This window comes from Pseudanabaena cinerea FACHB-1277 (assembly GCF_014696345.1).
GTDB classification, from domain to species: Bacteria; Cyanobacteriota; Cyanobacteriia; order Pseudanabaenales; family Pseudanabaenaceae; genus Pseudanabaena; species Pseudanabaena cinerea.
Map to the genome: position 1 here is coordinate 16,356 of NZ_JACJPY010000033.1, position 21,300 is coordinate 37,655.

Annotated in this window: 20 protein-coding genes and 1 pseudogene; 13 read left to right on the plus strand and 8 right to left on the minus strand. The window is 42.8% G+C overall.

The window, feature by feature from the left end; all coding sequences use genetic code 11:
• Positions 1-38: 38 nt before the first annotated feature.
• On the minus strand, positions 39-833 hold the full coding sequence (locus H6F44_RS11635; protein WP_190351129.1) for an HNH endonuclease: 795 nt from the start codon (positions 831-833) through the stop codon (positions 39-41).
• Positions 834-911: 78 nt separating this feature from the next.
• Here H6F44_RS11635 and H6F44_RS11640 point away from each other — a divergent pair, with 78 nt between their 5' ends.
• From H6F44_RS11640 to H6F44_RS11655, 4 genes are all read left to right on the plus strand, one after another.
• Entirely contained in the window at positions 912-1,688 is a 777-nt protein-coding gene (locus tag H6F44_RS11640) for a hypothetical protein (RefSeq protein ID WP_190351130.1), read from the plus strand.
• Positions 1,689-1,811: 123 nt separating this feature from the next.
• A complete protein-coding gene (gene hisC / locus H6F44_RS11645) occupies positions 1,812-2,858 on the plus strand; it encodes a histidinol-phosphate transaminase (protein WP_190351131.1) in 1,047 nt (348 codons plus the stop codon).
• Positions 2,859-2,889: 31 nt separating this feature from the next.
• Entirely contained in the window at positions 2,890-4,041 is a 1,152-nt protein-coding gene (locus H6F44_RS11650; RefSeq protein WP_190351132.1) for an AAA family ATPase, read from the plus strand.
• Positions 4,038-4,481: a hypothetical protein gene (locus H6F44_RS11655; RefSeq protein WP_190351133.1), complete on the plus strand. Its 444-nt coding sequence runs from the start codon at positions 4,038-4,040 to the stop codon at positions 4,479-4,481. Before H6F44_RS11650 ends, H6F44_RS11655 begins: the two co-directional genes overlap by 4 nt.
• 67 nt (positions 4,482-4,548) lie before the next feature.
• Here H6F44_RS11655 and H6F44_RS11660 read toward each other — a convergent pair whose 3' ends face one another.
• Positions 4,549-5,016, minus strand: coding sequence for a tetratricopeptide repeat protein (locus tag H6F44_RS11660; RefSeq protein WP_190351134.1), 468 nt, complete (start codon positions 5,014-5,016; stop codon positions 4,549-4,551).
• 33 nt (positions 5,017-5,049) lie between these two features.
• On the opposite strand from H6F44_RS11660, the gene H6F44_RS11665 reads away from it, so the two are divergent.
• A complete protein-coding gene (locus H6F44_RS11665) occupies positions 5,050-5,397 on the plus strand; it encodes a rhodanese-like domain-containing protein (protein WP_190351135.1) in 348 nt (115 codons plus the stop codon).
• A 53-nt stretch (positions 5,398-5,450) separates the two neighbouring features.
• Here H6F44_RS11665 and H6F44_RS11670 read toward each other — a convergent pair whose 3' ends face one another.
• A complete protein-coding gene (locus tag H6F44_RS11670) occupies positions 5,451-5,633 on the minus strand; it encodes a hypothetical protein (RefSeq protein WP_190351136.1) in 183 nt (60 codons plus the stop codon).
• A 239-nt stretch (positions 5,634-5,872) separates the two neighbouring features.
• On the opposite strand from H6F44_RS11670, the gene H6F44_RS11675 reads away from it, so the two are divergent.
• Positions 5,873-7,285 carry an anthranilate synthase component I gene (locus H6F44_RS11675; RefSeq protein WP_190351137.1) on the plus strand — a complete coding sequence of 471 codons (1,413 nt, stop codon included), beginning with the start codon at positions 5,873-5,875 and terminating at the stop codon, positions 7,283-7,285.
• Positions 7,286-7,299: 14 nt separating this feature from the next.
• Here the strand turns inward: H6F44_RS11675 and H6F44_RS11680 are convergent, their stop codons facing one another.
• From H6F44_RS11680 to H6F44_RS11695, 4 genes are all read right to left on the minus strand, one after another.
• On the minus strand, positions 7,300-8,133 hold the full coding sequence (locus H6F44_RS11680; protein ID WP_190351138.1) for a metal ABC transporter permease: 834 nt from the start codon (positions 8,131-8,133) through the stop codon (positions 7,300-7,302).
• Positions 8,134-8,228: 95 nt separating this feature from the next.
• Positions 8,229-9,011 (minus strand): metal ABC transporter ATP-binding protein, encoded by a 783-nt coding sequence (locus tag H6F44_RS11685; RefSeq protein WP_190351139.1) that lies wholly within the window; start codon positions 9,009-9,011, stop codon positions 8,229-8,231.
• A gap of 288 nt (positions 9,012-9,299) precedes the next feature.
• Positions 9,300-10,304, minus strand: a complete 1,005-nt coding sequence (locus H6F44_RS11690) for a metal ABC transporter substrate-binding protein (protein ID WP_242016542.1) — start codon at positions 10,302-10,304, stop codon at positions 9,300-9,302.
• 78 nt (positions 10,305-10,382) lie between these two features.
• A complete protein-coding gene (locus H6F44_RS11695) occupies positions 10,383-11,141 on the minus strand; it encodes an SIMPL domain-containing protein (RefSeq protein WP_190351140.1) in 759 nt (252 codons plus the stop codon).
• Positions 11,142-11,451: 310 nt separating this feature from the next.
• On the opposite strand from H6F44_RS11695, the gene H6F44_RS11700 reads away from it, so the two are divergent.
• The gene (locus H6F44_RS11700; RefSeq protein WP_190351141.1) at positions 11,452-12,654 is read left to right on the plus strand and encodes a tetratricopeptide repeat protein; all 1,203 of its coding nucleotides are present in this window, start codon (positions 11,452-11,454) and stop codon (positions 12,652-12,654) included.
• A gap of 302 nt (positions 12,655-12,956) precedes the next feature.
• Here the strand turns inward: H6F44_RS11700 and H6F44_RS11705 are convergent, their stop codons facing one another.
• Positions 12,957-13,994 (minus strand): glycosyltransferase family 2 protein, encoded by a 1,038-nt coding sequence (locus H6F44_RS11705; RefSeq protein ID WP_190351142.1) that lies wholly within the window; start codon positions 13,992-13,994, stop codon positions 12,957-12,959.
• Positions 13,995-14,161: 167 nt separating this feature from the next.
• Here H6F44_RS11705 and H6F44_RS11710 point away from each other — a divergent pair, with 167 nt between their 5' ends.
• The 6 genes and pseudogenes from H6F44_RS11710 to H6F44_RS11735 all read left to right on the plus strand — a co-directional run.
• The gene (locus H6F44_RS11710; protein ID WP_190351143.1) at positions 14,162-14,299 is read left to right on the plus strand and encodes a hypothetical protein; all 138 of its coding nucleotides are present in this window, start codon (positions 14,162-14,164) and stop codon (positions 14,297-14,299) included.
• Between the two features lie 244 nt (positions 14,300-14,543).
• Positions 14,544-16,040, plus strand: coding sequence for an Ig-like domain-containing protein (locus H6F44_RS11715; RefSeq protein ID WP_190351144.1), 1,497 nt, complete (start codon positions 14,544-14,546; stop codon positions 16,038-16,040).
• 135 nt (positions 16,041-16,175) lie between these two features.
• Entirely contained in the window at positions 16,176-17,282 is a 1,107-nt protein-coding gene (locus H6F44_RS11720; RefSeq protein ID WP_190351145.1) for a glycosyltransferase, read from the plus strand.
• A 203-nt stretch (positions 17,283-17,485) separates the two neighbouring features.
• On the plus strand, positions 17,486-19,684 hold the full coding sequence (locus H6F44_RS11725; protein WP_190351146.1) for a GumC family protein: 2,199 nt from the start codon (positions 17,486-17,488) through the stop codon (positions 19,682-19,684).
• Positions 19,685-20,000: 316 nt separating this feature from the next.
• Entirely contained in the window at positions 20,001-20,948 is a 948-nt protein-coding gene (hepC, locus tag H6F44_RS11730) for a heterocyst development glycosyltransferase HepC (protein WP_190351147.1), read from the plus strand.
• Between the two features lie 215 nt (positions 20,949-21,163).
• Positions 21,164-21,271 (plus strand): annotated as a pseudogene (locus tag H6F44_RS11735) (IS1 family transposase); the annotation flags it as partial.
• Positions 21,272-21,300: the final 29 nt, after the last annotated feature.

Below are 21,300 nucleotides of genomic sequence, written 5' to 3' on the forward strand. Positions count from 1 at the left end.
AGTGTCTTATCGATTGTGACGAGGCACTAACCAATACATTAACCAATAAATATCTCCTCCATATGGTAAGCAAGAAAGTCAGGATGCGGCATGAATTTTTCTGGGAGATTTATTTGTTGATTACTGTAAAAACCAAAGTTTTCATCTAATGTTCTTTCAGGCAAAAAGTCTCTGATGTAAGAACTCAAGATGATTTTATAGTCTGAGCTAATTGTGATTAATCCCCTATCAAATGCAGCATCTTGTGTCTTACTGAGGCAAAGTCCATTACGGGGATCTAATCTATGCTCTGGATATTTACTCCAAGGCAAAATATGACTTGCTACCAAAAGTTCAGGAATTGGGTTGCCTGTAATGCAGCAGCGTCCATAATAATTACCTAAAACAGTTTCTCGAAAGAAGCTTTGACCGATGCGAACTTTCACATTAGCCTCAGACTCAGTTGTGGCTGGTGGATGTTTGGGCTTTTTTGTTACCGAAGATGATTTAGACCGCGTAGACTGTATTTCTATCGGAGAATCATCAAATAACAGTTGTAATTTTTCTTCGCTTTCGCATCCAAGATCATCCCAGTTTTCATAAAATTCTCGCCATATTTCTCTATCTGCCCGACTTGCCCCCTGAAGTGCTTTGATACCTCTTGCTTGCAATTCAGGATCAAGTGATGCAAAGTTAGCAAGCTTCATTGCTAAACTACTTGGCGTTCTACCTAATTTTTCTGAAACCTCAATAATTATGGGTGTACGATAATGAATCTGCCCAAAGGAAAGTTTACAATATAAATTCATTGCGATTACAAGTTCTTCTCGCGACCATCGCTTGCGTTCAGACATATTAAGGTTATAAGATTATCATGAACAAAGTATTAGTATATTAAATAAGCTGTCAATTTAGGGTGTTAAATATCTTTTATGTCACAACAAACTCTTAGTAAAGACGAATCCAGTTTCTTAGGAAAAGTATTGAGCAATCAATATATGGAGACTATTCAAAAAAGAATAGATTGCTGGGTTGAAAAATCAGGAAATCCTCAATATGGATGGAAAACAGTTTTAGATCATCTTGATGAAATTTTAAATTCCTTTCAAAATGATCTTGACGAAATTTTAGATATTAGATTATCTTCTGGCGAAATTTCCGACAAAAAACAAGCCATCCGCAGTATTTTTGGCAATTTGTTGGGAAATATAATTATCTATATTTTTATTCAAAATAAGCTTGTTGGTAATATTTCCGAAGGAATTTTTATTAATAATAAATCTGTGATTCCTAATTTTGAAAAAGTATTCACCATAAACGTTGGAGAACAGCCTGAAAAGCTAAATACAAATTTGGTGATTTATTCTCTCGGAGAAAATTTGGATTTAAACAAGTGCATTGCTTTTTTTCCTTTACAATCTGATGGTAATCAATTCAAAAAAGCATATAAATGGAAGCTTTTGATGGAAATTGCCATGTCAGATTGTGAGGTACGCGATAAATATGAAATTTCCTATGATCCGCCAACAGTGCCTTTAGTGTGCTTTGTGACAGTTAACTTTTACAACGAGATTAATAATCCTCAACATAGGGGAATGTTTAAATTTTTTGATCGTGCATTTATTGGTAAACCGATTGATCCTCAAGCTACCAACTTTATTTCTCCTCTTTCCACATTGATCGAATTTATGAATGAAAAACTCAGTTAATGCGATATTGAAGGAATTATGACAATTCGCAAATAAATCAGATGACTGTAAGGCTGTTACAATCATAGACTGAACCGCGATTTCTACTTTTTACTTTTACCTTTTTACTTTTACCTTGCCCCCATGAGCTACTTCCGCCCTGCCATTGATGCAATGACTGGTTACGTTCCAGGCGAACAACCTAAGTCTGGCATCAAAGTTATTAAACTCAACACGAACGAAAATCCCTATCTGCCATCACCGAAAGCGATCGCGGCTTTAGCAAGTATCGATCCTGATACGCTGCGGCGTTACCCTGATCCCTTCGCCTATGAGTTTTGTCTGGCGGTGAGTGAGTCGTTGGGTATTCCCAAGGATTGGGTGATTGTGGGCAATGGTAGCGATGATGTTTTGAATATTTTGATTAGGGCAGTAGCGGAAGGCAGCGATCGCCAAGTGGTTTATCCGATGCCCACCTATGTGCTATATCGTACACTTGCCGCCATGCAACCCGCACAGGTTGCCGAAATCCCCTATGGCGATGATTTTCGGTTGCCGATCGCTGAACTGGTGGCAGCAAATGGGGCAGTTACTTTTATTGCTTCGCCCAATAGTCCTTCGGGTCATATAGTACCTCTGGCTGATTTGCGGGAGTTGGCGCGACAGGTGACTGGTATTTTGGCGATCGATGAGGCATATGTAGATTTTGCCGAATATTCAGCTTTGCCCCTCGTGCAAGAATTTGAGAATGTGATTGTGTTACGCACCCTATCAAAGGGTTACTCTTTGGCAGGTTTACGTTTAGGGTTTGGGATTGCCAATCCTAAACTATTGTCAGGTTTATTTAAGGTCAAAGACAGTTACAACATTGACACGGTGGCGATCGCGGTTGGTACGGCTGCCATGCGCGATCAAGACTATAAAAATGCTTGTGCTGCAAAGGTAAAAACCTCGCGGACTAAGCTTACTTCAGATCTCAAGAATCTTGATTACACGGTGCTGGAATCCCACGGTAATTTTGTACTTACCACGCCACCAAAAGGCAATGCTGAAGAAATCTATTTAAAACTCAAAGAATCTGGGATTTTAGTGCGCTATTTCAATCAAGCAGGATTGTCTGACAAGCTCCGCATCACTGTTGGTACTGACGAGCAAAATCAGGCTCTAATCGATTTTCTATCGACTCTTTAGTATTTTCTAATTGACTTATGAGCTAATTCCTATGACACAGCTTAATATTAAGAATCTTGGTCAAATTAAGAGTGCAAATATAGATTTTGGCGATCTAACTCTGTTTGTTGGTTCTCAAGCCACAGGGAAGAGCATTTTATTACAACTCATAAAGTTGCTATTTGATTTCGAGAATATTAGAGATACTCTCATGAAATATGGATATCAATGGGAAGCAGATATATCCAACTTTAATGAGCTTTACTTCGGCGAGGGGATGCATAATCTATGGGGTGAAAGTACAAAAGTAATTCTTTACGATGAAGAAATAGATCTTCAGGAGCTATTAGTAGATGAATTACCCAATGAGTCTGAACAAATTTTTTTTGTGCCTGCCCAACGTGTACTAACTCTTGAGAATGGATGGCCGCGTTCATTTACTAGTTTTGAAATTGGAGATCCCTATGTTGTCCGTAATTTTAGTGAACATCTTCGCCTACTAATGCAACAAGGGTTTAGCAACAAAGATAACACTGTTTTTCCTCAAACAGGACGACTCCGACAAGATATAAGTGATGCCATTAATGCAAGTATTTTTCATAATGCTAAAGTTGAATTAAATACAGTTGGGATGCGTAAACGCATTCAAATTAATGTTAATGGTAATTTGTTGCCATTTATGGCTTGGTCGGCTGGGCAAAGAGAATTTATGCCTTTACTTTTAGGACTTTATTGGCTAATGCCTGTGTCAGAAGATTCAAAGAAAGCAGATATCGATGTTGTAGTAATTGAAGAGCCAGAAATGGGTTTACATCCCCGTGCAATTCTGTCATTTATTTTAGTGTGTTTAGAACTCTTACACAGAGGCTACCGTCTAATTATTTCCACCCATTCACCTGTTCTTTTAGAAGCAGTTTGGGCAATTCGTAACTTGCAAAATAACAATTCTGATGTTAAGTATCTCTATCAACTTTTTGATTTAAAACCATCACCACCTATTACCGAACTTTTTGAAAATATCCTCAAAAACAAGAAATTTTCTACCTATTACTTCGATCAAGAGGAAGATGGTGTTGAGGTGCGGGATATTTCATCATTAGATCCCTTTGATGAAGACTTGTCAACGGCTGATTGGGGCGGATTGACTAGTTTTAGTAGTAAAGCTTCTGAAGTTGTTTCTCATGCGGTTCAAGATACATTATGAGTTTAAAAATGGGTTTCAAAGCTGCGATCGCCGCTACTCCTTTACTAAAAAATGCTTACAAAGAAGGGCTACAAGCATTAGGAAGTTATAGCGTTAAAGTTAAACCAACTGACACCAAAAAGTGTGAAGGTAGTGTCGATATTGATGTTGCGGTTAAGGCTGTCTATCCCGAAGAATCGCGATGGGATTATGCGATCGGATATGACGGAAAGACATATTTTATTGAAATTCATAGCGCAGAGACATCTCAAGTTACACCAGTTTTAAAAAAGTTTGTCTGGTTAAAGGATTTTTTAGTCGCAGAAGCATCTGAGTTAAATAAAGAAAACAAGCGATTTTATTGGATTGCTTCGGGCAGAACCCAGATCTTGAAAGGAAGCGTTCAAGAACGTAAACTAGCTCTATCAGGAATTATGTTGGTCGGACAACTTAATTTGTGATAAACAACGAAAGTTTTTTGATTTTTATTCAGCTATAAATCTTTATAAGCTTATTGACAGGTTAGAACTAATTCAACATAGCGGTACATTCAAGAATTAGTTTTTGATTGGTAAGGGAATAGGGTTGAATTTCTAAGGCGCGGCGAAAAGCAGCGATCGCTTCATGGTAATTGCCAAGGGCGGCATGGGATAGCCCTAACCCATGCACCGCGCCAAAGTGATAAGGATTTAGGGCGATCGCCTTTTGGCAGTCCTTAATTGAGCGCCGATAATCTCCTTGCATATAAAATAAAACTGCCCTGCGGTTCCATGCTTCGACAAAATCAGGCTGAGCATGGATTAATTGCGTCAACATTAATTCTGCTTGACGGATATTGCCACTGTCCGCCATCATTTGACTCTGGCGCAAAACCTGTAAACCCTGCATCCCCTTCTGCATAAACCACATCTCCCACAGCCCTTGGGTGGCACGATCACGAATTTCTTCGTCCTCACTCTTGAGATCTCTTAACAATTCTTCGATGGGCTGGCTCATAATTTATACAAAGCTTTGCAAAATATTATACCTATGTCTATCACCCAAATTAATGTACACGAATTGGCACAACTGCTATCGGGCGATCCCCAAAAGTTACAAGATTTACAACTGATCGATGTGCGGGAATGGGATGAGGTTGAGATCGCGGCGATCGCAGCTTTTCAAGTACTGCCTCTCAGTGAATATTCGGAGTGGGCAGCTACTTTTGGCGAGAGGTTTGATCCACAGCGCGAGACTCTAGTTTTATGTCATCACGGAATGCGATCGATGCAAATGTGCCAATGGTTAGAAAATCAAGGATTTACCAACGTCAAAAATATTATTGGCGGCATCGATGCCTACGCCCATTTAGTTGATCCCACAATGGCAAAATATTAAAAAGCTCGGCTTAATCATTTGTTATTGTGCTGTAATCAACTGCGGCAATTAGCTCACTGGGCAAAGTAAGGCACTGCAAAAAATATCGCTAGACCGATCGCTGAGACAATGCAAGTGGCGATCGTGATGATAATAAATTTGCGATCGCTGGCTCCATAAAACTTATTAGGCAAAGAACTAGCCAACACCATCAAGCCAATGATCGCGAGAATGGCAATATATAGATTACGATTCATAATTTTTGAGCGGTGCTTGACACCAGAGAAAAGCAAATAATTTAACTGAGATTATTAGGATTTATGCCAAGGTAGGCATTGTCGAGGCAATTCATGAATCGCTATTACAATGTAAAGAGGGTTTCAGATCCCTTTGCGTAAGTCCTAGTTATTTTTATACAATACTTGTAGTCAACAGAACTTACATAGAATCGCAGCATGAAGTACTGCAATTCTACTCAATCTAAAATCACTAAACTATGAAAGATTGGCTATGGTTGCAGCGATCGCTAGCTTCGGAAGATCCTCAAAATTTATCAACGCTGGACAATATTTCTGGAGCCGATCTTTGGGAAGCCCTATATATTGATGAGCCGATCGCCGTCCTATTAGAAAGCCCTGCCACAGTCCCATCCAAACTAGCGCGGTACTCGATTGCCGCAGGCAAGCCTCGCCAGATTTGGACTCCTGCGGTGGGCGAGATCCTGCCATGCCTAGAACAACTGCGATCGCTGATGCAAACCCATTCCCAATTCACAGATTTGCCCGATCATCTCCCCTTTACAGGCGGCTATTTGGGATGGTTAGGCTATGACCTTGCTTGGGAGATCGAGCGCCTGCCCTACACCAAGCCCGACAATCTGCCCTTCCCCGTTGCCTTCTGGTATGAACCCACCAGCTTTGCCATTCTCGACCACCATAGCCATCAACTTTGGCTAGCTGCCACCAAGCCAGAAGAATTAGTAATACTCAACACCAAAATCGATCGCCTACAAAAAGAAAAGCAATTACCAATTACGAATTACGAATTACGAATTACCAATTACGAATTACCAATTACCAATCACCAATCCCCAATCACCTATTCCCCAATCCAACAAGGCTACGAAACAATCGTCAAACAAGCCCAAAAACATATCTATGAGGGGGACATTTTTCAGGCTAATTTATCACTGCGCTATGGTTGTGCAGGAGATTTTGATGGTTGGTTGTTATACAAGCAGTTGCAAAATATTAACCCGTCACCTTTTGCCAGCTATTGGCGCACAACTTGGGGCGAGGTGATTAGTGTGTCCCCTGAGCGCTTAGTGAGTTTGCGCGATCGCCATGCCGAGACGCGCCCGATCGCTGGCACGCGCCCAAGGGGCAAAAATCCTGAGCAAGATCAACAACTAGAGCAAGAATTGCTTGCCTGCCATAAGGAGCAAGCGGAACATATCATGCTGGTGGATCTAGAGCGTAATGATTTGGGGCGGGTATGTGAATGGGGTACGGTCAAGGTTGATGAATTATTGACCATTGAGCGGTATAGCCATGTGATGCACCTCGTGAGTAATGTGGTGGGAACCTTACGCCGCGATCGCAACTTAGTCGATCTGATTCGTGCCACTTTTCCAGGTGGTACAATTACGGGCTGCCCCAAGGTGCGCTGTATGGAAATTGTGGAACGGCTAGAGCCGCAACGCCGTAGTCTGTTCTATGGCTCCTGTGGCTATATCGATCGACGAGGCAATATGGATCTCAATATTTTGATTCGCACTTTATTAAAAACAGGGGATCACATTTGGGGTCAGGTGGGCGCGGGCATTGTCGCTGATAGTGTCAGCGATCGCGAGTGGCGCGAGTCGATGCAAAAAGCGCAGGCGCAGTTAGCAGCCTTGGGGCTAATCTAGGCAAATATCGTCAATCAGGTGCGCGATAAAATTCCATGCTTAGGCGCAAATATCATCGCGATTAGGAAAACTAAAGTTTGGACTACGACAATACAACCGCCTGTCGAAGCGTCGAGGTGATAGCTAATATAAGTTCCTAACAGGCTTGAAACTACCCCCGAAGTCATGGCAACTAGCGCCATCCGATCAAAGCGATCGCATAACAAATAGGCAGTTGCCCCTGGGGTAATCAACATTGCCACCACTAAAATAATGCCAACGGTTTGCAAACCTGCGACTGCGGTTAAGGACAACAAAGATAGCAATACATAATATAAAAAATTAGTATGCAAACCGATGGAGCGGGCATGGGTGGGGTCAAAGCAAAACAGAATTAAGTCTTTGCGTAAAAGGGCTAAAGTCACTAAAGTAATTGCTGCAATGATTACGGTCTGGATAATATCGCCATCGGCAATTCCCAAAACATTGCCAAATAAAATATGTCCTAAATCAACGCTGCTTTTGACCTTAGAAACTAAGACAATGCCCAAGGCAAATAGACCAGTAAATACTAAACCGATCACCGTATCTTCCTTAACGCGGGTATGGGACTGAATGAAGCCGATCGCCACGACTGAGCCAACCCCAAACACAAAAGCACCGATCGCTAAGGGAATATTCATCACATAGGCAAGTACCACTCCTGGCAGCACCGCATGGGATACCGCATCACCCATTAGCGCCCATCCCTTCAGGATCATAAAACAGGATAGAGCGGCACAGACTAGCCCCACTAAGGCGCTTACCCAAAGGGCTTTTACCATAAACCCATATTGCAAAGGCGCAATCAACCAATTCATTAAATCCATGATTTTTCTATAAATTAAAGGTAAATGAACAGATCCCCGACTTTTTGTGTGCTTAGCAGAAGCAATCAATAATTGCTGAGAAAAAGTCGGGGATCTTAACCTCTGTGTGCAACATAACCACCAAAAGTGCGGCTCAAATTCTCTTCGGTAAATACCTCCGAAGTCTCGCCATAGGCAAGAATTGTGCGATTAATCAATACAACCTGATCGCAGAAAGTGGTAATCGAGTCGAGGTCATGGGTTGAGATCAAAATCGTGTAACCCGCATCGCGCAAATCCATTAATAAATTGATCATCATCTTTTCGGTCTTAACATCAACCCCCGTAAAGGGCTCATCCAATAGCAAAACCTGCCCCTGCTGTGCCAAGGCTCTTGCAAAGAAAGCGCGTTTCTTTTGACCACCCGACAATTCACCAATCTGGCGATCGCGCAAGTCCCACATTTCCACCCGTTCTAGACTTTCACGCACTATTTGCCGATCCAGCGATCGCGGCATCCGCAAAAAGTTCATGTGACCATAACGCCCCATCATCACCACATCATGGACAGTCACAGGGAAGTTCCAATCCACTTCTTCCGATTGCGGTACATAGGCAACTAGACTTTGTTTCTGCACGAGGCGCATCGGTAAGCCATTAATTAGCACGCGCCCAGTGTCAGGCTTGACAAATCCCATTACCGCTTTAAATAATGTCGATTTACCTGCGCCATTCATACCCACTAAGCCACAAATGGAGCCAGATTTTAATTGCAAGGTGGCGCTATGCAGGGCAACCTTGCCATGATAGGCAACGGTGACATTTTCAATGTCAATGCTGATATTGGGAATAATATTTTGGCTGATATTTGGGTTGATATTATTAATGGAGTTATTCATATCTCAATACATATTTTAAGAAGTTGTTTTAAAAGGTTTGATCCCCCCCAGCCCCCCTTTACAAGGGGGGAGAATCTTCTTCTTCCCCCTTTACAAGGGGGGAGAATCTTCTTCTTCCCCCTTTACAAGGGGGATTGAGGGGGATCTTTAGTAACTCTCGATATATCTGATAACTTATGTGTACACGGTACTTGTAAAGGGGGGAGAATCTTCTTCTTCCCCCTTTACAAGGGGGATTGAGGGGGATCTACATCATTGAAAAAGTCAGAGATCTTGGCATTTAGTTTCTTAACTCGAATCCGATAAGCCCTTGACCAAATTATTCACGTTGTATTCCAAGAGCTTGAGATAGGTCGGGGTTGCACCATCAGGAGGTGATAAAGAATCCACATAAAACACACCACCAAACTTTGCGCCCGTCTCCCGCACCACCTGCATTTGCGCCTCATTGCTGACCGTACTTTCGCAAAATACCGTGGGAATTTTATTTGCCCTCACCACATCAATTACTTTCTGAACTTGCTTTGGGGTGGCTTGACGCTCGGCATTGACCGCCCATATATAGGCTTCCTTGAGTCCATAGTCTTGAGCGAGATAGCTAAAAGCCCCTTCACAACTGACGATGTAGCGTTTTTCAGGGGGAATAGCCGCGATCGCCTGTCGTAATTTTTGATCGATCTCCCGAATTTGTTGGCTATATGCTTTCGCATTTGCGTCATATATCGCGGCATTGGCAGGATCGATCGCTCCTAATGCCTTGCGAATATTTTCCACATAGATCAAGGCATTGCGCGGAGACATCCAAGCATGGGGGTTAGGCTTGCCCTGATAGGCATCTTCAGCAATGCTAATGGGCTGGATGCCTTCACTGATCGTCACCCTTGTCACCTTGGGAAAGTTCCCATAAAAGCGTTCTGCCCAACGCTCCAAATTTAAACCATTATCCAGAATCAAATCGGCTCCTTGCCCCCGCCGAAAATCGCTAGGAGTCGGTTCATAGCCATGTACCTCTGCGCCTGCTTTCACAATTGATTCCACAACTGCCCGATCGCCTGCCACATTTTGCGCCATGTCCGCTAAGACCGTGAAGGTAGTGAGGATTAATTTTTTACCTTGACGATCGCTGATCGTGGAGTTTTTGGAGATATCTGCATTATTTGAATTATTATTTGAATTTTGGCGAGCATCGGGCGCAACACAGCCACTCACAGCGATCAATACCCCTGAAAGGAAGGCAACAATCATTGTGGTTGCAGTTTGGCTATTAAGGTTTTGACTATTTGGCAAACCCATGATCGCGTTTCATAATCAATTCATTATTTATGAATATAGCATAGATAATTTAAAAAATGAATCGATTATGAAATGAAATTATTCCACCGCAAAGGTAATCGCAACCACTGCCCTAATATCTTTATCAATGGAAGAGGTGTTATAGGAGCCACTGTTGCTCACTTCGGTAGAATATCGCGCTGTAATTTGAAAGACATCGGTTTCCGCCTTGCGAATTGTGCCAAGACGACTACCAGAAACATTGACGATCGCCTCACCTCTAGCCTTTGCATCCTTAGTCGCTTCGGAAATCATTTCCACCCGCAACTGGCTAAGCTGTGTATAGAGATATTCCGCAGGGTCGGAGGTGAAAGGGATGCCCTCATTAATCAAATCAGTACTTGATTGGGCGATCGCGCTAGTGCCATCCACATCCTTAGAACGGATCTCAAAACGTTGCACGAGGCGATAGGCGATGTTTCTGCCCGTTTGCATCCCGTTACTATTGGTTTCAGGGATAGGCTGGGTTTCGATCGCGCTGACGGTGATCGCGTCATCGGGAATATTTTTGCTCTTGAGGTAAGTACGCACCCTTGCGTTATAGCGTTTGAGTTCTTGGTAGGCGAGGGGTAGGGTCGTCTGTTGGCTGGAAATGGAGCTACGCCAAATCACAAAATCAGCGCGGATGGGTCGGGTTGATGAACCAATTACGGTCAAAACATCATTTGATCTCAGCGATCGCAGGGCATTACCCGCCAGATAGGCGCTACCAACAAGGGCGATCGATAGGGCAAGCATTCCGCTAAATAGTTGGGGAAATGGCGCAGTTGATTTGGGGAGGTTAGTTTCTGGTTGCATGGCTTTGTGGGGAATTGAGTGGGGAATAGAGGCTAGATGCGTTGACGTAAGGTCGCTTTGTGTAGTTACTGCCTGCAATAAATCGCAATGTCGGTTTTTACGATCTCATAGACAACTTGCAAACGGCGATCGCTGCTAGGATAAATTTGCTATATAGGGTTAAACTTTAGGCAATATCAGAATTTTGTGAGTGCATGAGACCAAAAGCTATGACCAGCGATCGCATCGAAAAATTTCAGGCTGCTTCCCGTAACTTGCGGTTACAGCCACTTTTGACTGGGGATATACACTCTGAAACGTAGCAAAAATCATGTCAAACCTAATCGTTCTCAATGAAGAAAATGCCAATACATACGATCGCCTTGTCGTATCCCTTGAGGCTGGATTAGGAACGTTACAGATCTTGATCGCGGTGTGCGATAACTCTGCATTAAAAAAAGAGGTGATTAGTCGCTATGAGGCGGAGTTAGAGGCGCAGGGGGTGCGGGTCTATCGGTTGGCACTAAACCTTGAGGAGCCGAGTTTGTTGCAGGCTTTGATCGATGGCAAGATTGAGTTTAATCAACAGGCGATCGCGACGGCGTTGGGGGCGGAGAAGTTAAGTAATTTAGGTGCGAGTAATCGCGAAAAGTTAGATAGTTTTTTGGGTTATTTACAATGGACGCGGGAGGCTTTGCGGGGTTATCCTTTGCCAATGGTGTTATGGTTGCCTTCGGCATTATTAGTGGAGATCGTCAAAAGAGCGCCCGATTTTTGGAGTTGGCGCGGTGGTGTGTTTAACTTTGGCTTTGCGAAGTTTGATTTCTCAAAGGTGCAAATTAGTTATAATAGAGATTTTATGTTAGCCCAAAGCGATACTTCTCAAAGATCGAGTTCGGTTCTTTCGGTAAGACAATTAGAAGATTCCCTTGCAGAAGCTTTAACAACTTGGGGTGAGGATAGCGCCAATATTGAACCAATTTATGCTCAATTGGGTAAGCTTTATGCAGATAGGGTTTTAGACGGTAAAACGGATGATCGAGAAAGGGAAACTGTTTTAGCAGAAACATATTTGAAGCGAGCTATTGATATACAAAAAACATATAAACGTAGATCTGATCTTATACATTCGCTAAATAGTTTGGCTTATATGTATAAGTTCCTTGGCTATTGGGATAAAGCTGAATCACTTTACAAAGAATCTCTAGATGAATTGAGAGAAGAACCATATAACAAAGAAAGAATTGCATTTATTTGGGGAGTATTGGGAGACATCGAGCGCAATCGCGGCAACTGGGATGCGGCGGAATCTCTCTACAGACAATCTTTGCAATTGAGTACTGAATTAGGCGGTTTAGATCTCATTGCTGAAGGGAACTTTGATTTTGCGTTACTTGAAAAACAACGCGGCAATCTCACCCTTGCCAAACAATACTACAACAAAGCCAAAACCATCTATCAACAACTCGGCGCAATCAAAGACCTAGAGTTTATTGAAAAGGAATGGAATTTGATAGAACAGAGCGAATCTTGATGTAGGGGTAGAGCATTTGCGCCCCCATCTCGAAACGCATCACCACAATCTCTATCCACAAATGCTCTACCCTCTTTGCTATTCACCAACCAATTATCCCTGCGGTTTGGTTTTTGGGTGAATGTTGAAGGTTTAGGGCAGAGCATTCCCAAATTAAGATTGTCGGTAAATTAATGAATTGTGGCGGGAATGCTCTGCCCCTACAATTATTGATGTGACAAATGCCTTGAATATGGGATTAAAAAATTGCCGTAGTAGTTAAAACTGACTAATTCCTGATTTTTAACCCGTTTCAACGGATTTTAGCTTTCAGCCCGCAATTTATTATAGGACTTAGCGATCGCTTTGCGTTGGCTGTCACCTGTCAGCTTGAGGGCAAAATTTTCGATGTTGTTGTACCAACTGCGCGGTAGTAGCCACATTAAATAAGCAGCCAAAATTGTCAGCAGCGATCGCATCGGTTCATAAATTAAAATCTTCCAATTACTTGCTAAGGCGCGATTTACAAGTTGTACAGATGCCTTACCGTCTTTGTTGCGAATGGCGCGGCGGGCAAGATAACGGAACTGATAAGCACGGGCGAGGGACTCCCATTTTGCTAAGAGGGCAGGGGCATAGGTGCGGGTTTTGGCAATCACTTTCTCCCATGATTCCAATTGTTTGTTCATATTGGCGGAAAGACTGCCAGAATTAACGCGATACAGAGTAAGCGGTTCGGGAATACCTTCAATTTGCCAATTGGTTTGAATGGCGATTCTAATCCAACATTCAATATCTTCTGACTGACGGAATTGATCATCAAAATAGAAGTCTTCCACTTCGCCATAGAGATTGTGTTGAAACTTAATGCCTTCAAGGGCTTCACGGCGAATTACAGGGGCAGAGCCGTTGCCTATGGGGTTGCGACAGAGTAAATGTGGTGCGTCAATATCTGTCAGTTTAGGCATTTGGTATGTGCCGAGGGAATTACTATCTTCATCAATAAACGCAGAACGGCTGAAGCTAATGCCAACCTTGGGACGGGTTTCTAAATGACGGATATGCTTCTCCAGTTTTTCAGGCATCCAGAGATCATCGCTGTCTAATAGGGCAATATATTCACCTTGGGCATGGCGAATTCCTGTATTTCTTGCTCCTGCTAAACCCCGATTTTTTTGACGGACAATCCGTATGCGCGGATCATGAAACTGCTCACATATCTCAATACTGCGATCGGGAGATTGATCGTCAACAATGATTAACTCAAAATCCTGAAATGTCTGTGCTAAGACTGATGTAATGGTTTCGTGAACAAAACGTTCAACATTATAGACTGGGACAATTACTGATACTGCGACCATGATTTATTACCGATAATTAGTTATATGTGATGGATGAGCATACTAAATGAACATACAGTTTTAAATATCAAGTAGCTGCTTTTTGAGTGGGAAGTAAGTAAGCACAAGTAAACCAAAAACCTAGAAAGCTGTCCTGTCCGCAATCGCAGGCGGGACAACTTTTGATTTTGGGTTTTAATAACGTAGAAGTCTTTAAGGCTATTGCCAAGCCCTTTGCCAAGCCCTTTGCCAATAAACAGGCAACCCCGATGCCAGTCCATTGGATGTCTATTGATAATATTTCCATTTTACAATGCGATCGCTAATCCTATAAACCAAAAAATCAAAAATCAAAAATCAAAAATCAAAAAAAGCAAAAACTATCCGTCTTGTCAGAGGTCGAACTGATTGACTGACAGCTCAAACCCACACCAGAAAATCTTAGAAAGCTTTGCTAATCAACATTTCAAAAAATCTCGGTAATTCGTTTGCTCGGTAATTGCTGTAAGTCAGGGCAAAGCGCTGTATAATTTCCAACCAAAGCAGTTATTTTGAAGTTCTTAACCTAGTATGCAATCGAGTAATCTCTTTAAAGGGTTTAATCAACCAATTGATCGCTATGCTATTGGGTTAGCAACTGTCCTCATGATCGCGATCGCCATTCTGATTGGCATTGGCGATCGCACCTTGCCAGAGGTAAAAGACTTTAGTTGGCAAAATCGTAAAATTGATGCCACCAATATCTCCTTTGTGCTGACTTTTAATCGTCCGATGGATCGCGACAGCGTGGAGCGAAATCTGAAGATTGAACCAGCCCTTGAGGGTAAAATCAGTTGGTCTTCACGGCGAATGTCCTATACGCCCTTGTCCCCTGCGACCTATGGGCAGAACTATAGCCTTAGCCTAGAAAATGCTTATGATCGCTTTGGCAATGAGTCCCGGCAACAAAAGACAGCGATCGAACCCTTTACAGGCAACTTCACTACACCGAGTCCTCGCTTTGCATACATTGGCTCACAGGCAGAGGAGCAGGGCAGAATTGTATTATATGATGTTTTACAAAAGCAGAAACGGATACTCACGCCCGAAAGCTTGGCAGTGACAGATTTTCGAGTTTATCCCGATCGCCAAAAGATTATTTTCGGGGCGATCGCGGCGGGAGAGGGTTTATTAGATCAAAAAATTTACGAAGTTGCCACAGGTATTGATGCAAGCGATCGCCTCAAGGATAGCGAATTAGCTCCCGAAGTGAAATTAATATTAGGGAGTGATCAATATCAGAATTTTAAATTTGATCTTTCGCCCGATGGCAAAAATATTTTGGTGCAGCGTCTAGATCGGCAGCAGGTTGGACGCTATGGGCTATGGCTAATCAAGGATGGCGAAACACCGCGATCGCTGGACAATCAGCCAGGGGGCGACTTTATGTTTACCCCCGACAGTGCTTCGGTGGCGATCGCTCAGGGTGAAGGCGTAGCAATTTTGCCATTGGAGCCGCAGTCACCTCCCCTAGACTTCTTGCCAAGGTTTGGTACAGTCTTAGGCTTCGGGCGTAGTGGCATTCAAGCAGCAACAATTAAGTTCAATCAAGACTATACGCGATCGCTCTATTTGGTAAATAATCAAGGCTTGCAAAAAGAACTCACTAAAATTAAAGGTTCCATTCTCGGCGCTCAATTTGACCCCCAAGAAAAGAACCTTTACTGCTTGCTCACCGATGTGGAACAGGATAATACGCGCAACCTTTTCCGAGAAAAGCCCTATCTAGCTGTCATTAATCTAGAATCTGCGGAACTCAAAAGAATTCTAGAATTACCGCCCCAAAGAGAAGTCCAGTTTAATATTGCGCCCGATGGTCAAGCGATTTTACTAAATTCGGCAGTGCCTAGCAGTGAAAATATGGATAGCAATAGTAACCCTGCGGATACAGCAACAGCTTCCAGATTGCCTCGCAGCCCAGCAACACCAACAAAACTGGTGATTTTACCAATCAATCAAGCTAATAACGATTTGCCTCAGCCCAATGTGCTACCCATGTTCGGCACATCACCAAAATGGCTACCGTAGGAATGGGTTTTTAAATAAGGAAATGGCTACGCCATTTCTTTATTTGGTATAAGATAGAGCCTTGCTGGAAGCATGGTTTTTTAAGCCCAATTTTCCGATAAAAACTGCAAGCCCCTCTCAACTAATATAAAACCCATGAAAGTAGCCCTAGTGCATGATTTCCTGACCCAGCGCGGCGGTGGCGAAAGGGTGTTTGAGCTATTGTGCAATCATTTTCCTAAAGCTGACATCTACACCTCTGTTTACGATCGCCCAAATACAATCAACCTAGGCGATCGCCCCATCAATACCACCTTTCTCCAGAAAATTCCAGCCGTCCACAAAAATTTTCGCCTCTTCGCCCCCTTCTACTATCAAGCCTTTCGCACCCTCAACCTACAAGATTACGATCTGATTTTGTCTAGCAGTTCCAGCTTTGCCAAGGGGATCAAAAAACGTAATGATGCCATACATATTTGTTTTTGCCACAACATCACCCGATTCCTCTGGGACACCGATACTTATTTGCGAGAATATGGCAGCTTTAGCCTATTCAAACCCCTAATCGAGATTGTCTTTCAATGGATGCGGCAACAGGACTTACGCTATGCCCAATGTCCAGACTATTACATCGCTAACTCCACAACCGTTGCCAAGCGCATCGAGAATATTTACCGCAAAGACGCGATCAGCATCAACTATCCCATTGACGATCGCCGATTCACATTTTGCGATCAAAAGGAGGACTATTGCCTCGTGTCATCGCGCCATCTTAGCTACAAACGCCTTGATGTGATCGTTGAGGCTTTTAATGCCTTGGGCTTGCCATTGCTAATTACAGGAGAAGGCCCTGAAACCACAAATTTACAGAGTCGTGCTAAACCGAATATTCAATTTTTGGGTCATGTTAGCGATCGCGATCGCTGCCAATTAATGGCAAAGGCAAAATTTGTAATTGTCGCGGCTCTAGAAGACTATGGACTCGTACCAATCGAAGCCAACGCCAGTGGCACACCCGTAATCGCCTATGGTGCAGGCGGCGTATTGGACACACAAATATCAGGATTTACGGGGTTATTTTTTGCAGAACAAACCGCATCATCTTTGGAAAGTGCCATAATCAAAGCACAAACAATGTCATGGGACTATGCCAAAATTCGTGACCATGCCATTACCAATTTCTCGGAGGCTGTTTTCTTTCAAAAAGTAGATCAAATGATTGCTCACATTTGCCAATCTCAAGGCATCAAGTACAATACTTAGCCCTCAAATCCAAATTACAGCAATACTCGATCACACCTGCTACAAAAAGGGTCGCAGGGCAAAGCCCCACAATGGGTTTTATGCTATAAGGCTTGCAATAGCTCGCCAACTTGTCAAGTACTGTAAAATAGATGCCCATTGGACTATCAAACCATCTATGCTGCAAAGCCCAAGTTTTAACTTAATGACTTAAGGACACAACCATGTACAAAAGTGCTGTTAATCCGACATCATCACCAATGGCTGAGCAAGATCCGGGCTACGGCAAAATCTTAGCGATCTTTTCAAGAAGAAAATTCTGGGTGTTTGGTGGGCTAACCCTAGGGCTAGTCATAGCTGTTTTTATGAACATCAACTCCAAGCCCAAATATACTAGTTCGATGCGGTTGTTGGTGGAGTCAACTTACAAATCTCGCTCCACTTCCTTCCTTGATTCTGGAGTACAGATCGATTACACAACACAGCTAAGTTTATTGCAAAGCTCTTCAATGTATCAGCAAGCAGCAACCTTACTAGCTCAGCAATATCCAGGCATTACAGGCAACGAGTTACGCTCTCTCAAAATTGGGATGTTGGGAGGTAAAGAGAATCCCACCAAAATTGTAGAAGTACAGTACACCGACTTTGATCCCATTAAAACCCGTCAAGTTTTACGCGCTTTCCAAAAAGTCTATACTGACTATAACCGCGAACAACAGGAAAAACGCTTACAGCAAGGACTAGCAGGTATCGATGAACAGATTATAAATGTCCGTAAAAGTATTGCCGAAGTAACGGGAGCGATCGAAGATTTTCGCCGCAGAAACAACCTATTCGATGCCAATCAACGGGTTGTAGATGTTACGAGTTTACTCAATAGTGTGGCTCAACAAAAAATCGCCACTCAGTCGGAACTCAACCAAGCAACTACTAAGTTAGCCACCTTGCAGGAAAAGCTTAATCTTTCACCCCAAAATGCAGTGCTATTAACAAGGCTCAACCAGTCGCAGCGCTATCAAGCTCTGATTAGTGAAATGCAAGGTATAGAAGTGGCTCTCAATCGTGAGAGGGCAAGATTCCAAAAGAACTCTCCAATTGTTGAGGTCCTAGAACTAAGATTTCGCCAACAGCAAGCGAGTTTAGAAGAAGAAAGAAGAAGTATTCTCGGTGATGCAGATTTGGCAAGGTCTTCAGCATGGAATGGGGATCAGTTAAGTGGAGTTGATACCAACCTAGCAACACAAATTGTGGAAACCCAAACACAGATTTCTTTGTTGCAAACTCGTCTGGAGGCAATTGTTAGTCAGGAGACTAGCTTACGTGCTGAAATTGAGCGACTACCTAAAATATTAAGTGAATATGAGGCTTTGCTGCCAAAATTAAAGATCCAGCAAGACACATTGCAAATTTTACTTAAAAATCGCCAAGATTTGAGCTTGGAAATTGCCCGTGGTGGCTTTGATTGGCAGGTGGTAGAAGAGCCAAGCAATGGGTTTAATGATTCTGGGGATACCCTAAAGCGCAACCTGTTATTGGGAGTTGTGGCGGGTCTGTTTATTGGTGGGTTGGCTGCTTTTCTGCGGGATATGCAGGATGATACAGTGCGTACATACAACGAGTTAGAGCAGCAAATATCATCCCTTGCATTGTTGGGGATGACCCCTAAGTATTTATTCGCCGATGAAAGTAACGCTAACTTTTTGCCACAATTTCTGAAGGGACAGTCATCTGAACCTCTCGCTGTAGAAATTATTCAGTGGGCTCCTTTTCGTGAGTCCTTAGATCTCATTTACAAAAATATTCAACTTAATAGTTACGATCTCGAAACTGAAGTGCGATCGCTAGTTGTCACCTCAGCCCTCCCCCATGAGGGCAAGTCCACGATCGCCCTTGGACTAGCAACCAGTGCCGCCAGACTACATAAGCGTGTGTTGCTCATTGATGGTGATATGCGATCGCCGAGCCTGCACAAAAATCTAAACCTGCCCAACGATCGCGGTCTGTCAACCTTATTGACGAGTAAAGGAGCAATTACTAGCGATGAGGTGATCCAGTCATCAAACTCCACAATCGACATTTTGACGGCAGGTCCAATTCCTAGTGACTCAGTAACCTTGCTGAGTTCTGAGTGGATGCAGACGCTCATCTCCAAATTTGAACAGAACTATGATCTTGTGATTATTGACTCGCCACCTGTCTTAGGTACAGTCGACACAATTCAGCTAGCATCCTATGCTGACGGGGTTGTGGCGGTAGCCCGCATTGATCGCATTACACGCGGTGAGTTTTCGCAGTCAATTTCAGTCTTACAGAAATTAAACCTGATCGGGGTCATTGCTAACGCGGTCAAGGAGTTGCCTCACAACTACAACTACAAGTCAATTGTCGTTGAAGAAGATGAGGACGAAGAAGAGGAAGAATAGCTTGCCCTATTGCCTCTATATCTCTCAAAGCCTTAATAGGCTGTAGCAAGTCTTTTTTGTTTGCAATTATTCCAGATATATTTAGCCAAGAGGTATAACTGACAAAATATAACTTTTATATAACTTCATATAACTTTGTTATTACCTTTGAGTAACTTGTAGTGCTTGCGGTAGTTCAGAGATTAAGGCATAAATAAAGATATAAGGAAAGTGATAAAAAGTTGATGACTAGCTCAAATTTTAGCTGCGAGTTAATTATTTAAAAACATTCCTAAATCGTTCTTGATGGAAATGCCAACCAATTGAAGAGACAGCAATGACAGGAATAATTGTAGATAGACAGCATTCAGGGCAGGTCAAGGCTGATCCGACCTTAAACGCCAATCTAATATCCAACCTTAAGTTTCGCCTCAAGCAAGGTAAGCTTTTTATCAGTAACTTACTTGGCAGCAGTCATAGAAGCTATGCTAATGTGCTGTCTGATTTATCCACCAAAGCCGATAATTGGTTCCATAAATTTATTGGCGATCGCCGCGTCAAGCTCGTTCAAGTTTCACCCGATCTAGGCGAATCTCGCCTGATGCAACTGGCGGATACTTGCCATGACAAAGACGTACAGATACTCTTGCAACTGCCACGCATTTGCGAGTCACCTCAAAAGCATCATTTTTTAGCTTGGAAAATTAAGCGAGCGCTTGACTGGTTGGCAGCCTTAGCTATTTTGCTAGTTTTAAGCCCTGTCATGCTGGGGCTAGCGGCAATTATTAAATCCACTTCCAAAGGTTCCATATTCTTCTATCAGTGGCGAGTAGGTGAGCGTGGTCGATTGTTTCGGATTGTTAAATTTCGCACAATGATCACTGATGCTGACAAACTGCACCACCTCGTCATGACAGGTCAAAACGGATTGCATAAGTGCAAACATGACCCACGAATCACTTCTGTTGGACGTTGGATGCGGAAATATAGTCTCGATGAATTGCCGCAATTATTCAATGTTTTACGAGGCGAGATGAGTTTGGTTGGTCCTCGTCCTTGGGCGCTATATGACGCATTACGCATCAATGGCTATCGTAAGCGCCGCTTAAATTGCTTGCCTGGTGTCACTGGGGCTTGGCAAGTAAGTGCGCGATCAACCATGCTGGATCTAGATGCTGTCACTGACTGCGATTTACAATATCTGCGTCAATGGAGCATTTGGAATGATTTAAAAATTTTATTAATGACAGTTCCTAAGGTTTTATCAGGATTTGGAGCTTGCTAAAATCGTAATCTCTTATTATCCCCTTTTGCTAAAATTCTATCTTCTTTTATTCAGTCTTTTCCAAACTCCAATATCTTGTATTGCTGCATCAAGTCCCTAATGCTCTGAATTAACCTAGATTGACTGACAAAAGTGTTTGCAAGCCTTGTCAGACAAGATGTCTGCCCCCCAAAGGCATAATCTCTATGAACGAGCAAGATGCTCGTTTATGGTTAAGATTTGTCAGTCAAACAGGTCTGTCATTCTCTGAAAATTTAGAAAATCATATTGACGCTATCTGGTACTTCATACATGATTATAATTTCCGTATTGCAACTGTTTGAGCCTTTTCACTACTTTCAGATTACTATCT

What these genes read in the sequence shown, in the direction of transcription:
- H6F44_RS11635 (WP_190351129.1), bottom strand. Translation starts at nt 833, where the DNA reads ATGTCTGAACGCAAGCGATGGTCGCGAGAAGAACTTGTAATCGCAATG.
- H6F44_RS11640 (WP_190351130.1), top strand. Translation starts at nt 912, where the DNA reads ATGTCACAACAAACTCTTAGTAAAGACGAATCCAGTTTCTTAGGAAAA.
- hisC (WP_190351131.1), top strand. Translation starts at nt 1,812, where the DNA reads ATGAGCTACTTCCGCCCTGCCATTGATGCAATGACTGGTTACGTTCCA.
- H6F44_RS11650 (WP_190351132.1), top strand. Translation starts at nt 2,890, where the DNA reads ATGACACAGCTTAATATTAAGAATCTTGGTCAAATTAAGAGTGCAAAT.
- H6F44_RS11655 (WP_190351133.1), top strand. Translation starts at nt 4,038, where the DNA reads ATGAGTTTAAAAATGGGTTTCAAAGCTGCGATCGCCGCTACTCCTTTA.
- H6F44_RS11660 (WP_190351134.1), bottom strand. Translation starts at nt 5,016, where the DNA reads ATGAGCCAGCCCATCGAAGAATTGTTAAGAGATCTCAAGAGTGAGGAC.
- H6F44_RS11665 (WP_190351135.1), top strand. Translation starts at nt 5,050, where the DNA reads ATGTCTATCACCCAAATTAATGTACACGAATTGGCACAACTGCTATCG.
- H6F44_RS11670 (WP_190351136.1), bottom strand. Translation starts at nt 5,633, where the DNA reads ATGAATCGTAATCTATATATTGCCATTCTCGCGATCATTGGCTTGATG.
- H6F44_RS11675 (WP_190351137.1), top strand. Translation starts at nt 5,873, where the DNA reads ATGAAAGATTGGCTATGGTTGCAGCGATCGCTAGCTTCGGAAGATCCT.
- H6F44_RS11680 (WP_190351138.1), bottom strand. Translation starts at nt 8,133, where the DNA reads ATGGATTTAATGAATTGGTTGATTGCGCCTTTGCAATATGGGTTTATG.
- H6F44_RS11685 (WP_190351139.1), bottom strand. Translation starts at nt 9,011, where the DNA reads ATGAATAACTCCATTAATAATATCAACCCAAATATCAGCCAAAATATT.
- H6F44_RS11690 (WP_242016542.1), bottom strand. Translation starts at nt 10,304, where the DNA reads ATGGGTTTGCCAAATAGTCAAAACCTTAATAGCCAAACTGCAACCACA.
- H6F44_RS11695 (WP_190351140.1), bottom strand. Translation starts at nt 11,141, where the DNA reads ATGCAACCAGAAACTAACCTCCCCAAATCAACTGCGCCATTTCCCCAA.
- H6F44_RS11700 (WP_190351141.1), top strand. Translation starts at nt 11,452, where the DNA reads ATGTCAAACCTAATCGTTCTCAATGAAGAAAATGCCAATACATACGAT.
- H6F44_RS11705 (WP_190351142.1), bottom strand. Translation starts at nt 13,994, where the DNA reads ATGGTCGCAGTATCAGTAATTGTCCCAGTCTATAATGTTGAACGTTTT.
- H6F44_RS11715 (WP_190351144.1), top strand. Translation starts at nt 14,544, where the DNA reads ATGCAATCGAGTAATCTCTTTAAAGGGTTTAATCAACCAATTGATCGC.
- H6F44_RS11720 (WP_190351145.1), top strand. Translation starts at nt 16,176, where the DNA reads ATGAAAGTAGCCCTAGTGCATGATTTCCTGACCCAGCGCGGCGGTGGC.
- H6F44_RS11725 (WP_190351146.1), top strand. Translation starts at nt 17,486, where the DNA reads ATGTACAAAAGTGCTGTTAATCCGACATCATCACCAATGGCTGAGCAA.
- hepC (WP_190351147.1), top strand. Translation starts at nt 20,001, where the DNA reads ATGACAGGAATAATTGTAGATAGACAGCATTCAGGGCAGGTCAAGGCT.